General features: G+C 57.5%; 11 protein-coding genes. 4 read left to right on the top strand and 7 right to left on the bottom strand.

Features of this window, described 5'->3' with window-relative positions:
* Window positions 1–148: 148 nt before the first annotated feature.
* From ACQUTI_RS10765 to nagB, 4 genes are all read right to left on the bottom strand, one after another.
* A complete protein-coding gene (locus ACQUTI_RS10765; protein ID WP_004885918.1) occupies window positions 149–901 on the bottom strand; it encodes an HAD-IIA family hydrolase in 753 nt (250 codons plus the stop codon).
* A 119-nt stretch (window positions 902–1020) separates the two neighbouring features.
* Entirely contained in the window at window positions 1021–2241 is a 1221-nt protein-coding gene (gene nagC, locus ACQUTI_RS10760) for a DNA-binding transcriptional regulator NagC (protein WP_004885919.1), read from the bottom strand.
* Between the two features lie 8 nt (window positions 2242–2249).
* Entirely contained in the window at window positions 2250–3398 is a 1149-nt protein-coding gene (gene nagA, locus ACQUTI_RS10755) for an N-acetylglucosamine-6-phosphate deacetylase (RefSeq protein ID WP_004885928.1), read from the bottom strand.
* A gap of 113 nt (window positions 3399–3511) precedes the next feature.
* Window positions 3512–4312: a glucosamine-6-phosphate deaminase gene (gene nagB, locus ACQUTI_RS10750; protein ID WP_002894749.1), complete on the bottom strand. Its 801-nt coding sequence runs from the start codon at window positions 4310–4312 to the stop codon at window positions 3512–3514.
* A 315-nt stretch (window positions 4313–4627) separates the two neighbouring features.
* On the opposite strand from nagB, the gene nagE reads away from it, so the two are divergent.
* The 4 genes from nagE to chiQ all read left to right on the top strand — a co-directional run bounded on the left by nagE (window position 4628) and on the right by chiQ (window position 10651).
* A complete protein-coding gene (gene nagE / locus ACQUTI_RS10745) occupies window positions 4628–6583 on the top strand; it encodes a PTS N-acetyl glucosamine transporter subunit IIABC (RefSeq protein WP_017901426.1) in 1956 nt (651 codons plus the stop codon).
* 178 nt (window positions 6584–6761) lie between these two features.
* Window positions 6762–8429 carry a glutamine--tRNA ligase gene (gene glnS / locus ACQUTI_RS10740; RefSeq protein ID WP_004885933.1) on the top strand — a complete coding sequence of 556 codons (1668 nt, stop codon included), beginning with the start codon at window positions 6762–6764 and terminating at the stop codon, window positions 8427–8429.
* A 438-nt stretch (window positions 8430–8867) separates the two neighbouring features.
* Window positions 8868–10271 (top strand): chitoporin ChiP, encoded by a 1404-nt coding sequence (gene chiP, locus ACQUTI_RS10735; RefSeq protein ID WP_049003863.1) that lies wholly within the window; start codon window positions 8868–8870, stop codon window positions 10269–10271.
* A 47-nt stretch (window positions 10272–10318) separates the two neighbouring features.
* Window positions 10319–10651 (top strand): ChiQ/YbfN family lipoprotein, encoded by a 333-nt coding sequence (gene chiQ, locus ACQUTI_RS10730; protein WP_004885941.1) that lies wholly within the window; start codon window positions 10319–10321, stop codon window positions 10649–10651.
* Window positions 10652–10702: 51 nt separating this feature from the next.
* On the opposite strand, the gene ACQUTI_RS10725 is transcribed toward chiQ, so the two are convergent.
* The 3 genes from ACQUTI_RS10725 to tcuA are packed head-to-tail and all read right to left on the bottom strand — an operon-like array spanning window position 10703 to window position 14583.
* Complete coding sequence (locus tag ACQUTI_RS10725; protein ID WP_004885943.1) at window positions 10703–11998, bottom strand: MFS transporter; 1296 nt, start codon at window positions 11996–11998, stop codon at window positions 10703–10705.
* 55 nt (window positions 11999–12053) lie between these two features.
* Window positions 12054–13193, bottom strand: a complete 1140-nt coding sequence (tcuB, locus tag ACQUTI_RS10720; RefSeq protein WP_254465475.1) for a tricarballylate utilization 4Fe-4S protein TcuB — start codon at window positions 13191–13193, stop codon at window positions 12054–12056.
* The gene (gene tcuA, locus ACQUTI_RS10715; protein ID WP_043521606.1) at window positions 13180–14583 is read right to left on the bottom strand and encodes an FAD-dependent tricarballylate dehydrogenase TcuA; all 1404 of its coding nucleotides are present in this window, start codon (window positions 14581–14583) and stop codon (window positions 13180–13182) included. Before tcuA ends, tcuB begins: the two co-directional genes overlap by 14 nt.
* Window positions 14584–14618: the final 35 nt, after the last annotated feature.

Below are 14618 nucleotides of genomic sequence, written 5' to 3'. Positions count from 1 at the left end.
AACGCAACTGCGATTGTTGAATAGTAAAAAAAGAGTATCTTTTGAACGGCTTCATTGAAGAATACGCAATTTTAAGCCGTTTTTATTAGATATGGTACTTTTGGCAGGCGTCAAAAATGAACAACCACGTCCTGAGACGTGGCTGACATTAGAAAATATCGATTTCCGCGACGGAGGGGTAGATCCACGACGGGCGGAACGGCATGCTGTCGATGTCGTCGAGGGTCGAGACTCCGGAGAGCACCAAAATGGTCTCCAGCCCCGCCTGGAAGCCAGCCAGAATGTCGGTACGCAGATTGTCGCCGACAATCACCGTCTGTTCGGAGTGGGCCTGCATTTTGTTCAGCGCTGAGCGGATGATCCACGGGCTGGGTTTACCGACGTAAAACGGCTTACGGCCGGAGATCTTCTCGATCCCGGCGCACAGGGCGCCGCAGGCCGGGTAGAAGCCGCGACCGTGAGTATCCGGGTTAGTGGCAATGAAGCGGGCGCCATTGGCGACAAAGAAGGCCGCCTTATGCATCATCTCCCAGTTAAAGGAGCGGGTTTCCCCGACGATGACAAAATCCGGGTTGACGTCGGTAATGGTAAAGCCGGCTTTGTACAGCTCGTGGATCAGCGCCCCTTCACCCACCACATAGGCTTTCTTACCTTCCTGGCGGCGCAGAAAATCGGCCGTCGCCATCGCCGAGGTGTAGAAGGCGCTATCCGGAACCTCAATCCCGGCGGTGGCGAAACGGTTCGCCAGATCCTGGCCGGTTTGCGACGGGTAGTTGGTCAGCATCACCAGCGGCATGCCTTTCTCGAGGATGCGCTTGATAAACTCGGCAGCGCCGGGAACGGCGACGTTATCGTGCATCAGCACACCGTCAATATCACAAATTATGTTTTGAATGGTCATGGTGGGTCCAGAATCATTATCAAAGACGAAACTATACGCGTCATTGATGAGGTTTCACACCTCTGACGGGCGATGCCCGCCAACGACAGAGCGACGCGCTTATCAATAAAGGGGGGCGGTTAGCTCTCAAGCAAGCGCTGCAGCAGCGTGCCATTGAGCATGGCGCGTTTGACCAGCGCGAAGGCGCCAATCGCTGAGCGATGATCGAGGGTGGAGCGCACCACAGGCAGGTTCTTACGAAACGCCTTCAGCGCCTGGGCGTTAATGCAGCCCTCAATGGCCGGGAGCAGCACTTTCTCGGCTTCCACAATTTCGCCGGCGATGACGATTTTTTGTGGATTGAACAGGTTGATGGCGATGGCGATCGTTTTTCCGAGGTGACGCCCTACGTACTCGACCACTTCGCAGGCCAGGGCATCGCCTTTGTTGGCCGCTTTGCAGATGGTTTTGATGGTGCAGTCATCGAGGGTCAGACGGCTCTGATAGCCCTGCTCCAGCAGGTGGCGAACGCGATGTTCGATGGCGGCATTAGCTGCGACGGTCTCCAGACAGCCAAAGTTGCCGCAGTGGCAGCGCTCGCCCAGCGGGTCGACCTGAATATGGCCGATTTCGCCGACGTTGCCGTTACGGCCGATAAAAATGCGTCCGTTGGAGATGATCCCTGCCCCGGTGCCGCGGTGCACGCGCACCAGAATGGAGTCTTCGCAATCCTGGCTTGCGCCAAAATAGTGCTCGGCCAGCGCCAGGCTGCGGATATCGTGTCCGACAAAGCAGGTAACGTTGAAGCGTTTTTCCAGCGCCCCGACCAGGCCCCAGTTTTCCACCGCAATGTGCGGCATATAGCGGATCACCCCGCTTTCCGGATCCACCAGCCCCGGCAGGATCACCGAGATGGCGATCAGCTCGCGAATTTTGCGCTGACAGTTTTCAATAAAAGTGGCGATGATATTCAGCAGGGCGTGTTCCAGCGTTTCCTGGGTGCGCTCGGGCAGCGGGAAATGCTCCTCTTCCAGGGTCTTGCTGCTTAAATCATAGAGGGTGAGAGTGGCGTCATAGCGGCCAAGGCGCACGCCAATGGCGTTGAAGTTGCGCGTCTCCGCAATGATGGAGATGGCGCGGCGCCCCCCGGTGGAGGCCTGCTGATCGACTTCTTTGATCAGGCCGCGCTCAATAAGCTGACGCGTGATTTTGGTCACGCTGGCAGGGGCAAGCTGGCTTTGTTCCGCGATCTGAATGCGCGAGATAGGCCCATGCTGGTCAATCAGGCGGTACACGGCCGCGCTGTTCAGTTGTTTTACGAGGTCAACGTTACCAATTTGAGCTTGTCCGCCTGCTGTCATACTTTTACTTACTCAGTGACGACCTCGTTACCATTAACGATGGTCTTGGTGATTTTATAATCGCGTGTAAAGGCGGTCAGGTTAGCGACCATACCCGGCGCAATACTGCCGAGCTGCTTGTCCACACCAATGGCGCGCGCGGGATAGAGCGTCGCCATGCGCAATACTTCGTCCAGCGCCACACCGCAATGCTCAACCAGATTACGCACCCCTTCAATCATGGTCAGGGAAGATCCGCTGAGGGTGCCGTTTTCATCTACGCACAGCCCGTTGCGGTAGTATATTGTTTTCCCGGCAAAAATGAACTGGTCAATATTCGCCCCCGCCGGCGCGGTGGCGTCGGTGACCAGGCACAGTTTGTCGCCTTTCAGGCGCTTGGCGTTGCGCACGTTGGCGTAATCGACGTGCATCCCGTCGACAATAATACCGCAGTAGACATCCGGCTCGTCAAAAATCGCCCCGGCCAGACCCGGTTCGCGGCCAGTAATGTACGGCATTGCATTATACAGGTGGGTGGCGAAGGTAATGCCTGCGCGGAAGCCCACTTTCGCCTCTTTCAGCGTGGCGTTGGAGTGGCCCGCGGAGACGACGATCCCGGCGGCGACCAGTTTGCGGATCACTTCCGGCTCAACGCGCTCAGGGGCGAGGGTTACTTTGGTGATCACATCGGCGTTGTCGCACAGGAAATCGACCAGCGCCGCGTCCGGTTTACGCACATAGTCCGGGTTGTGGGTGCCTTTCTTGACGATATTCAGCCACGGTCCTTCAAGATGCAGACCCAGCGCCTGGTTCGGGTGCTTTTGCAGGTATTCGCGCATCACGCGCACGCCTTGCTTCATCAGATCGTCGCTGGAGGTAATCAGCGTCGGCAGGAAGCTGGTGCAGCCTGAGCGTTCGTTGGCCTTCTGCATGATCTCCAGCGTGTCGACAGTGACCGCGTCAGGGCTGTCGTTAAACTGTACGCCGCCGCAGCCGTTGAGCTGGACGTCGATAAAACCGGGGGCGAGGATGGCGCCGTTGACTGAGCGCTGCTCGATGTCAGACGGCAAATCTGCCAGCGGACAAAGACGTTCGATAAGGCCATTAGCGATAACAACCGCATGGTCATCAAGAATTTCATGACCGGTATAAACCCGGCCCTGGGTTAATGCATACATTACGACCCCCGGTATATACGCCTCATCAGGCCCGGGTACGTTCGTTTGCCGCCGGCATGATGATGCATACAAAGAAAAAGATGGTCCCGCGCAAATCGCGGGACACGACTACATTACAGACCTTTAATATTTTCAGCTTCTAATTCGTTGAAATATTTCAGTGTCTTCACTTTCAGCTCCATGGTAGACGGTTCGTCACAGACGATCACCGCCTTCGGATGCAGCTGCAGACAGGTAATGGTCCACATGTGGTTGACGTTACCTTCTACCGCCGCCTGCAGCGCCAGCGCTTTCTGATGGCCCAGCACCAGAATCATTACCTCTTCTGCGTCCAGCAGGGTGCCCACGCCGACGGTTAGCGCATATTTCGGCACCAGATCCACGTCGCCGTCGAAGAAGCGGGAGTTCGCCACGCGGGTTTCATGGGTCAGGGTCTTAATACGGGTACGAGACGCCAAAGAGGAGGCCGGTTCGTTAAACGCGATGTGACCATCGTTGCCCACGCCGCCCATGAACAGGTGGATTTTACCGTAGGAACGAATTTTTTCTTCATAGCGACGGCATTCCGCATCGATGTCCGGCGCGTTACCATTCAGCAAGTTGATATTTTCTGCCGGAATATCAACGTGGTCAAAGAAATTACGGTGCATGAAGCTATGATAGCTTTCCGGATGCTCTTTCGGCAGGCCAACGTATTCATCCATGTTGAAGGTGACGACGTGTTTGAAGCTAACCTGGCCTGCTTTATGCATTTCAACCAGCGCCTTGTAGGCGGTGAGTGGGGTGCCGCCGGTCGGCAGTCCCAGGACGAACGGACGGTCCGCGGTTGGTTTAAATGCATTAATGCGGTTAACGATATGGCGGGCAGCCCATTTACCGACCTGCTCAGCGGTTACCAGGGGGATCAGTCTCATTCTTCACCTCTATAGTTAAAGTAGATTCTGGCGGATTGGCGCCAGCACTCTGAGGAGAGTATTGCAGCAACTGCGCCGACCGGGGTCAATCCGTGTTGATTTTTTGAATGATAAAATAAGTTTTCGATGTTAGCCAGTGTAAGGGAGGGGGGAATACGATATTTGGTGATAATTATCACAAAAAATACCCGTTTAATTTGCGATACGAATTAATTTTTCACACACTTTGCCGGTAAGTGATAAAACCGACCTTGTTACACAATAAAAAAGTGGCTTTGAAAATGAGCCTCATCGGGGTCTCATAGGGGGAATAAGATGAATATTTTAGGTTTCTTTCAGCGGCTGGGTAGGGCGTTACAGCTCCCTATCGCAGTGCTGCCGGTCGCAGCATTGCTGCTGCGTTTCGGGCAACCAGACCTGTTGAATGTACCCTTCATCGCGCAAGCGGGTGGGGCTATCTTCGACAACCTGGCGCTGATCTTTGCTATCGGTGTGGCGTCAAGCTGGTCCAAGGATAACGCCGGTTCTGCGGCGCTGGCCGGGGCAGTAGGTTATTTCGTGATGACCAAAGCGATGGTCACCATCAATCCGGAAATTAACATGGGCGTACTGGCCGGTATCATTACCGGTCTGGTAGCAGGGGCGGTGTACAACCGCTGGGCCGGCATCAAGCTGCCGGACTTCCTGAGCTTCTTCGGCGGCAAACGCTTCGTGCCGATCGCCACCGGCTTCTTCTGTCTGATTCTCGCGGCGATCTTCGGCTACGTCTGGCCGCCGGTGCAGCACGCTATCCATGCGGGCGGCGAGTGGATCGTTTCCGCAGGGGCATTGGGTTCCGGTATCTTCGGTTTTATCAACCGTCTGCTGATCCCGACCGGCCTGCATCAGGTGCTGAACACCATCGCCTGGTTCCAGATTGGTGAGTTTACTAACGCCGCAGGCGCCGTGTTCCACGGCGACATCAACCGCTTCTACGCCGGCGACGGCACCGCGGGGATGTTCATGTCCGGCTTCTTCCCAATCATGATGTTTGGTCTGCCGGGCGCGGCGCTGGCGATGTATCTGGCCGCTCCGAAAGCGCGTCGTCCAATGGTGGGCGGTATGCTGTTGTCTGTTGCCATCACCGCGTTCCTGACCGGGGTAACCGAGCCGCTGGAATTCCTGTTCATGTTCCTGGCTCCGCTGCTGTACCTCCTGCACGCGGTACTGACCGGTATCAGTCTGTTCATCGCAACGGCGCTGGGCATTCATGCGGGCTTCTCCTTCTCCGCCGGCGCCATTGACTACGTGCTGATGTACAGCCTGCCGGCCGCCAGCAAAAACGTCTGGATGCTGCTGGTGATGGGCGTGGTCTTCTTCTTCGTCTACTTCCTGCTGTTCAGCGCGGTGATCCGCATGTTCAACCTGAAAACACCGGGTCGTGAAGACAAAGCCGCTGACGTGGTAACGGAAGAAGCCAACAGCAACACTGAAGAAGGCCTGACCCAGCTGGCGACCAGCTATATCGCCGCGGTGGGCGGAACGGACAACCTGAAAGCGATTGACGCCTGTATTACCCGTCTGCGTCTGACCGTGGGCGATTCGGCGAAAGTGAACGACGCCGCCTGTAAACGTCTCGGCGCATCCGGGGTGGTGAAGCTGAATAAGCAAACCATCCAGGTTATCGTCGGCGCGAAGGCAGAGTCTATCGGCGATGAGATGAAAAAAGTGGTTACCCGCGGCCCGGTAGCGGCAGCGGCAACCGCACCGGCTGGCAACGTCGCCACCGCAGCGCCAGCGGCTAAACCGCAGGCGGTAGCGAACGCGAAGACCGTTGAGTCGCTGGTTTCGCCGATTACCGGTGACGTGGTGGCCCTCGAGCAGGTGCCGGACGAAGCCTTCGCCAGCAAAGCCGTCGGCGACGGTATCGCGGTGAAACCGACCAGCAACATCGTGGTGGCCCCGGCCGCCGGTACCGTGGTGAAAATTTTCAACACTAACCATGCGTTCTGCCTCGAAACCAACAACGGTGCGGAAATCGTCGTCCACATGGGTATCGACACCGTGGCGCTGGAAGGCAAGGGCTTCAAACGTCTGGTTGAAGAGGGCACGGACGTGAAGGCGGGCGAGCCGATTCTGGAAATGGATCTGGACTTCCTCAACGCCAACGCGCGCTCGATGATTAGCCCGGTAGTCTGCAGCAATAGCGATGACTACAGCGCGCTGGTGATACTGGCGAGCGGTAAGGTCGTAGCCGGCCAGACGCCGCTGTATGAGATTAAAGGCAAGTAAGGCTCCTGAGTCGAGTTTATGCCTCAGCGGCGAAGGGAAACCTTCGCCGCTTTTTTTTCCAGCAATCGGCCCCATAATCCTCTTCTGATACCTATTTTACGTAACTAATAGTTGTCACTACGCCCTGCTTGTAAGATCATGTGCCGTTATACGTTGTTTACGCTTTGAGGAACCCGTGATGAGTGAGGCAGAAGCCCGCCCGACTAACTTTATCCGTCAGATCATTGATGAAGATCTGGCTACCGGTAAGCACACCACCGTTCACACCCGCTTCCCGCCGGAGCCGAACGGTTATCTGCACATTGGCCATGCGAAATCCATCTGCCTGAACTTCGGCATCGCCCAGGATTATCAGGGCCAATGCAACCTGCGTTTCGATGACACCAACCCGGTGAAAGAAGATATCGAATACGTGGAGTCGATTAAAAACGACGTGCAGTGGTTAGGTTTCCACTGGTCCGGGGACGTTTGCTACTCGTCTGATTACTTTGATCAGCTGCATCAGTATGCGGTTGAGCTGATCAACAAAGGCCTGGCCTACGTTGATGAACTCTCTCCTGATGAGATCCGCGAATACCGCGGCACCCTGAAAGCGCCGGGTAAAAACAGCCCGTATCGCGACCGCAGCGTGGAAGAAAACCTGGCGCTGTTCGAAAAAATGCGCAGCGGCGGCTTCGAAGAGGGCAAGGCCTGCCTGCGCGCGAAGATCGATATGGCGTCGCCGTTCATCGTGATGCGCGATCCGGTGCTGTACCGCATTAAGTTCGCTGAGCATCATCAGACCGGCAACAAGTGGTGCATCTACCCGATGTACGACTTCACCCACTGCATCAGCGATGCGCTGGAAGGCATTACCCACTCGCTGTGTACCCTGGAGTTCCAGGACAACCGTCGTCTGTACGACTGGGTGCTGGACAACATCAGCATCCCGGTGCACCCGCGCCAGTACGAATTCTCGCGCCTGAATCTCGAATACACCGTGATGTCCAAGCGTAAGCTGAACCAGCTGGTGACTGAGAAGCACGTGGAAGGCTGGGACGATCCGCGGATGCCGACCATCTCCGGTCTGCGTCGTCGCGGCTACACCGCCGAATCCATCCGCGAATTCTGCAAGCGTATCGGCGTGACCAAGCAGGACAACACCATTGAGATGGCGTCGCTGGAGTCCTGCATTCGCGAAGATCTCAATGAAAACGCGCCGCGCGCGATGGCGGTGATCGATCCGGTGAAACTGGTTATTGAGAACTATCCGCAGGGCGAAAGCGAAATGGTGGCGATGCCGAACCATCCGAACAAGCCGGAGATGGGCAGCCGCGAAGTGCCGTTCAGCGCGGAAATCTGGATCGACCGCGCGGACTTCCGTGAAGAAGCCAACAAGCAGTACAAGCGTCTGGTGCTGGGCAAAGAAGTACGTCTGCGCAACGCCTACGTCATCAAAGCGGAACGCGTGGAGAAAGATGCCGAAGGCAATATCACTACTATCTTCTGCACCTACGATGCCGACACCCTGAGCAAAGATCCGGCTGACGGCCGCAAGGTCAAAGGCGTAATCCACTGGGTGAGCGCGGCGCATGCGCTGCCGGTAGAGATCCGTCTCTACGATCGCCTGTTCAGCGTACCAAACCCGGGCGCAGCGGAGGATTTCCTCGCGGTGATCAATCCGGAATCGCTGGTGATCAAACAGGGTTACGCGGAGCCGAGCCTGGCGCAGGCGGAAGCCGGTAAAGCTTACCAGTTTGAGCGTGAAGGTTACTTCTGCCTCGACAGCCGCTATGCAACCGCAACCAGTCTGGTGTTTAACCGCACCGTCGGTCTGCGCGATACCTGGGCGAAAGCGGGCGAATAACATTTTCCCTACCGTCAAAGCGCCGCTCTCTGCGGCGCTTTTTTTTGTTTCAGAATCAGCCAATTACTCTTTTAATTTTCGCGAAGCGAATTAATTCTGTTTCGCTCCGGAAATAAACAACGCTTCTCATGTTTCCTGTCTCATATAAAAAACCAATGTAATCGCTTTCAGTCTTCGAGTTTTTCCCTGATTTAGCAATGACTTCCATGACAAAATCATCAGAGATAAGACTGTAACAAAACGACATAAATTATGTGCGCTTTGTCATAATCTTAAGCTTTGCCTCACGAAAAACATTGATAATTCGCGTCACGAAAAATAGTCTATCTACAGTGGTTTCGCGGCCTTTTTCGCCGCCCCACATTTTTCAGTTTTATTTATTTTTTTAGCGAATGACCCCTGGTCTTCGCCTTTTAAAACGTCAAAGAGGATATGCACATGCGTACGTTTAGTGGCAAACGTAGTACGCTGGCGCTGGCTATTGCCGCCGTCACCGCGATGTCGGGCTGGGTTGTGATTCCGCAGGCCAGCGCAGCAGGCTTTATCGATGATTCTACTTTAACCGGCGGTATCTATTACTGGCAGCGTGAGCGTGACCGTAAAGATGTGACCGACGGCGACAAATACAAAACCAACCTTTCCCACTCCACCTGGAACGCCAACCTGGACTTCCAGTCCGGCTATGCCGCCGATATGTTTGGCCTTGATATTGCGGCGTTTACCGCGATTGAAATGGCGGAGAACGGCGACAGCGGCCACCCGAACGAAATCGCCTTCTCGTCGCGCAACAAAGCCTATGACGAAGACTACTCCGGCGATAAGAGCGGCATCAGCCTGTATAAAGCCGCCGCGAAATTCAAATACGGTCCGGCGTGGGCGCGCGCGGGCTACATCCAGCCAACCGGTCAGACCCTGCTGGCGCCGCACTGGAGCTTCATGCCGGGGACCTATCAGGGGGCGGAAGCCGGGGCCAACTTCGACTATGGCACCGCGGGCGCGTTAAGTTTTTCCTACATGTGGACGAACGAGTATAAAGCGCCATGGCATATCGAAATGGATGATTTCTATCAGAACGATAAGAAGACCAAAGTTGATTATCTTCACTCCATCGGCGCCAAATATGATTTCAAAAACGACCTGGTGCTGGAGGCGGCATTTGGTCAGGCTCAGGGCTATATCGATCAGTACTTTGCTAAAGCCAGCTACAAATTTGACGTCGCCGGCGCGCCGTTGAGCACTAGCTACCAGTTCTACGGCACTCGCGATAAGGTCAGCAACGGCGGGGTCAACGACATCTATGACGGCACCGCATGGCTGCAGGCGTTAACCTTTGGCTATAAAGTAGCGGATGTGCTGGATCTGCGTCTGGAAGGGACCTGGGTGAAGGCCGATGGCCAGCAGGGCTACTTCCTGCAGCGTATGACCCCGACCTACGCCTCCTCCAACGGTCGTCTCGATATCTGGTGGGATAACCGCTCCGACTTCAACGCCAACGGTGAAAAAGCAGTCTTCTTCGGCGCGATGTATGACATGAAAAACTGGGATATGCCGGGCTGGGCGTTTGGCGCGTCTTATGTGTACGCCTGGGATGCGAAGCCTGGCAAAATGGCTTCTCCGGATGCGTACTATGACCCTGACTATCGCCTGAAAGAGTCGGCCTATAGCCTCGATGCTATGTATACCGTGCAGGAAGGCCGGGCGAAGGGCACGCTGTTTAAACTGCACTTTACCCAGTACGACAACCATTCCGATATTCCGAGCTGGAGCGGCGGCTACGGCAACATCTTCCAGGATGAGCGCGACGTGAAGTTCATGGTTATCGCCCCGTTCACCATTTTCTGATGCCTGCGCGGCGGGCGTGAGCCTGCCGCACCTCTGGGAGAACGACTATGAAAAAAATGCTGCTTATTGCCATAATGGCATCGGCTCTGGTGGCCTGCACCACGTCCCCGGCCCCGAAAGAAGACACCAAACTGAAAGATGCCTATAGCGCCTGTATTAATACGGCGGAAGGCAATCCGGACAAGATTGAAGCCTGCCAGAGCGTACTGAATGTCCTGAAAGAGGATAAACAGCACCAGCAGTTTGCTAACCAGGAGAGCGTCCGGGTGCTGGATTACCAACAGTGTATCCAGGCTACCCGCACCGGCAACGATCAGGCGGTAAAAGCGCGCTGCGACCAGATCTGGAAAGAGATCCGCAGCAATAATTCGACCCATTAAGCCAGACGGCAGCGGCAAACGGGCGGAGCATATCTCCGCCCGTTTGCTTTTTTAGCGCTGACTCTCCGCCGGCTGATAGCCGCGACTCAGGCGCACAAACAGCAGCGCGGTGGCGATGAACCCGCACAGCGCAGCGCACATTAGCCACCATCCCGGCGCGCTTTTATCGCCGGTAAGCTCGACCAGGGCAGTGGAGATAGCCGGCGTCAGGCCGCCGAAGATGGCGGTGGCGAGGCTGAAGGCAAGCGAAAAGCCCACGGTGCGGACGTAAACCGGCATCACTTCGGTGAGCGCCGCCACCATCGCGCCGTTATACATGCCAAAGAAGAATGAGAACCACAGCAGGACCAGCGTCATGCGGGTGAAATCCGGCGCGGCGGTGAGCCAGTGCATCACCGGCCAGGTGGTGAGCAGCGCCAGCACGGTAATTCCCATCAGCACCGGGCGACGACCGATCCGGTCAGAGATGGCTCCGCCAATCGGCAACCAGATAAAGTTGGAGATGCCCACCAGCATGGTTACCAGCAGGCTGTCGCGGGCGCTGAGGTGCAACACCGCTCTGCCGTAGGTTGGCGTATAGACGGTAATAAAGTAAAACGTGGTGGTGGTCATCGCCACCAGCAGGGTCCCCGCGGTAATAATGCGCCAGTTCCTGGCGATGGTGGTCAGGATCTCTTTGGTATCCGGGCGATGTTTACGCTGCAGGAATTCCTCGGTTTCCTGCAGTGAGCGGCGCAGCACGAAAATCAGCGGAATGATCAGGCAGCCAATAAAGAAGGGGATGCGCCAGCCCCAGGCGGCGATCTCCTCATGTTCCAGCGTGGCGTTCAGCGCATAGCCGATCAGCGCCGCCATGATGATAGCCACCTGCTGGCTGGCGGACTGCCAGCTGGTATAGAAGCCTTTATTGCCCGGCGTGGCGATTTCAGAGAGATAGACCGACACTCCGCCAAGCTCGACGCCCGCCGAGAACCCCTGCAGCAGACGGCCCACTAACACGAGGATCGGCGCCAGCACGCCGATAGTCTGATAGCCAGGGACCAGGGCGATGAGTAGCGTCCCGCAGCCCATGATCGCCAGGGTGACCATCAGCCCTTTGCGGCGACCGATTCTGTCGATATAGGCGCCGAGCACCACCGCGCCGATGGGACGCATCAGGAAGCCCGAGCCAAATACCGCAAAGGTGAGCATCAGCGCCGCGAACTCGCTCTCCGCCGGAAAGAAGGTGCGGGCGATATAGGTGGCGTAAAAGCCAAACAGGAAGAAGTCGAACTGTTCGAGAAAATTACCGCTGGTCACGCGGAGGATAGCGCCGACGGTGCCGGCGCGGGTGGGTTGTTGGGTCATAGGGGGTGCTCTCCATTGTCTTTATCTTGTTGTTATCGGGTGCAGAGGGGGTAGGTCAGTCGCCGGCGACGCCCACCTGTTTTCCGCGGCGTTTCTCAATCGCCCACTTGAGTAACGCCGCACAGCGATAAAATCCGTGGGCGAATTTTCCATACGGCAGGGTTAAGAACAGGGCCATCACTACCCCGAGGTGGATGGCGAGCAGGATGCCCATCCACGAGGTATCCCGCCCCGCCAGCAGCGCCAGGCCAGTGAAGCTGGTCAGCAGCAGCAGCAGAATAAATCCGCGATCCATCGGCTTCTGCCGCGCGTCGCCGTGCAGCGGCGAGCGGCGCAGGTTCAGCCACAGCAGGCCCGCCGGGCCGACCAGCAGGCCGATGCCGCCGAGGGTGCCGAGCAGCACCGGCAGGCTGAAGAACGGGTAGGGGGCTTCCCGGCCGGCGATATAGTGATAGCCCGTGGCCACCACGGTGGCGGCGAAGCAGAGCATAAAACCGTAGAAGGTGCAGTGGTGGAATCGGCGGCGCAGCAGGGTGAAGGCGTCATCGGCTTCGTTGCAGCCTTTCCCGTGCCCGCCGTCGAGATATTTCAGCGTCAGCGCATCATGGGATGCCTTTGCGATATCAATCGGTTGCGGCTGGCCAGGGGAGATCTCGCGCCAGAAGCGGATCACCCCGGTCATCAGTAAGCCAATCGCCAGCACAAAGACCGAGCCAAACATCCACGCCAGCAGGTTATGGGGGAATATCTGGTAGAAGTCGCCTGCCAGCGGCGGATGAAGCAGCGAGCCTTTGAGCCCCATCGCCAGCAGCAGAAAGATAATCAGGCCGCCGACCAGCGCCAGCACGGTGGTCATGCCGGCCCGGCGGTACAGGCTGCCAAAGGCGACGGGCTGGGCGTAGTGTTGATAGGTCTCGAGCCGGACTTCGGCCATCGCCTTCGGCACGTTAATGGCAAACTCGTGCGGTGGCGCGTACTGGCAGGCGTGCAGGCAAGCGCCGCAGTTATGGCACAGGTTAGCCAGATAGTTGATATCCGCCTTGCCAAAGGCCAGGCGCTGGGTCATCGCCGGGAAGACGGCGCAAAACCCTTCGCAGTAGCGGCAGGCGTTACACACCTGCATCACCCGTTCGACTTCCGCTTCCGGTTCGGTGATGATCTGCGCGTCAATGATCAGCTTTTCAAGCGACTTCATGGTGTTTCTCCTGCTGCGCCGCCCGGGCGGCTTGCTGGCCGGCGATACGGCCGAAGGTGGTGCCGATCGACATCCCAACGCCGGCGGTGTAGCCCTTGCCCAGCACGTTGCCAGCCATCATTTCCCCGGCGACGAACAGATTACGGCTGGGTTGACCGGCGAAATGGACGGCGGCGGTGTCGTCGACGTAGAGCCCGAGGTAGGTGAAGGTGATCCCCGGACGCATGGCGTAGCCGTAGTAAGGCGGCGTATCGATGGGGCGCGCCCAGTGAGTTTTCGCCGGGGTGAGGCCAGAGGTCGCGCAGTTATCCAGGCGGGTGTGATCGAACTGGCCCGGCGCGCAGGCGGCATTATAGTCGGCGATGGTTTGCGCTAAGCGTTCGCCGTCAAGCCCCAGCTGGCGGGCCAGTTCCGCGATGGTATTGGCCTGAGCGCCGGGAAAGACCGGGGGCATAAAGTGGCCGATGGCTTTGCTGTCGATGATCGAGTAGCCGATCTGTCCGGGCTGGTGGGCGACCAGTCGGCCCCAGATGGCGTAGCGTTTAGGCCAGAAATCTTCCCCTTCATCATAAAAGCGCACGGCATCGCGGTTGACCACCACCCCCAGCGAAACGCAGTCGACACGGGTGCAGATCCCGCCGTCATAGAGCGGCGCCCGGGCGTCAATGGCGACGCAGTGGGACTGAGAAGGATCGCCGATGATATCGGCCCCGGCGTCGATCATAAACTTGAGCAGCACCCCCTGGTTGAAGCGCGTGCCGCGGATGAGAAAGTTATCGGCGGGCCATTCGCCGCGGTCATTTTGCCCCCAGGCCTCGCGCAGCCACTCGCGGTTGGATTCAAATCCGCCGGCGGCGAGAACGCAGCTTTTCGCGACAATCCGTTCCTCGCCCGCCAGCGCGGCGACAAATTCACCGTTGCGCAGCTCCAGGGCCTGCACCGGCGTGTTGTAGCGGATCTGAACCCCCATCTGCTCTGCGCTGCGGTAATAGGCATTGACCAGCGCTTTGCCGCCGCCCATAAAAAAGGCGTTGGTGCGGGCCACGTGCAGGGCGCCGGAGAGCGGCGGCTGAAAGTTAACCCCGTGCTGGCGCATCCAGTCCCGGCACTGGGATGAGGTGCGGATCACCAGCCGGGCCAGCGCTTCGTTGGTGTTCCCTTCGGTGACGCGCAGCAGATCCTGCCAGTACTCCTCTTCCGGGTAGCTGTCGACCAGCACGTCCTGTGGCGCATCGTGCATACAGCGCAGGTTACGCGTGTGCTGCGAGTTGCCGCCTCGCCACTCCCGCGGCGCCGCCTCCAGCAGCAGCACCGAGGCGCCGGCTTCCCGGGCGGTTAAGGCGGCGCATAGCGCGGCATTGCCGCCGCCAATGACCAGTACATCCACCATTATCGGTTCCCTTGTAATTTAATTCATTGTTAAAT

The sequence above is a fragment of the Klebsiella sp. 7-CIP_Kleb. genome (assembly GCF_050378655.1).
GTDB classification, from domain to species: Bacteria; Pseudomonadota; Gammaproteobacteria; order Enterobacterales; family Enterobacteriaceae; genus Klebsiella; species Klebsiella quasipneumoniae.
This window is presented reverse-complemented; position numbering and strand designations above follow the sequence as displayed.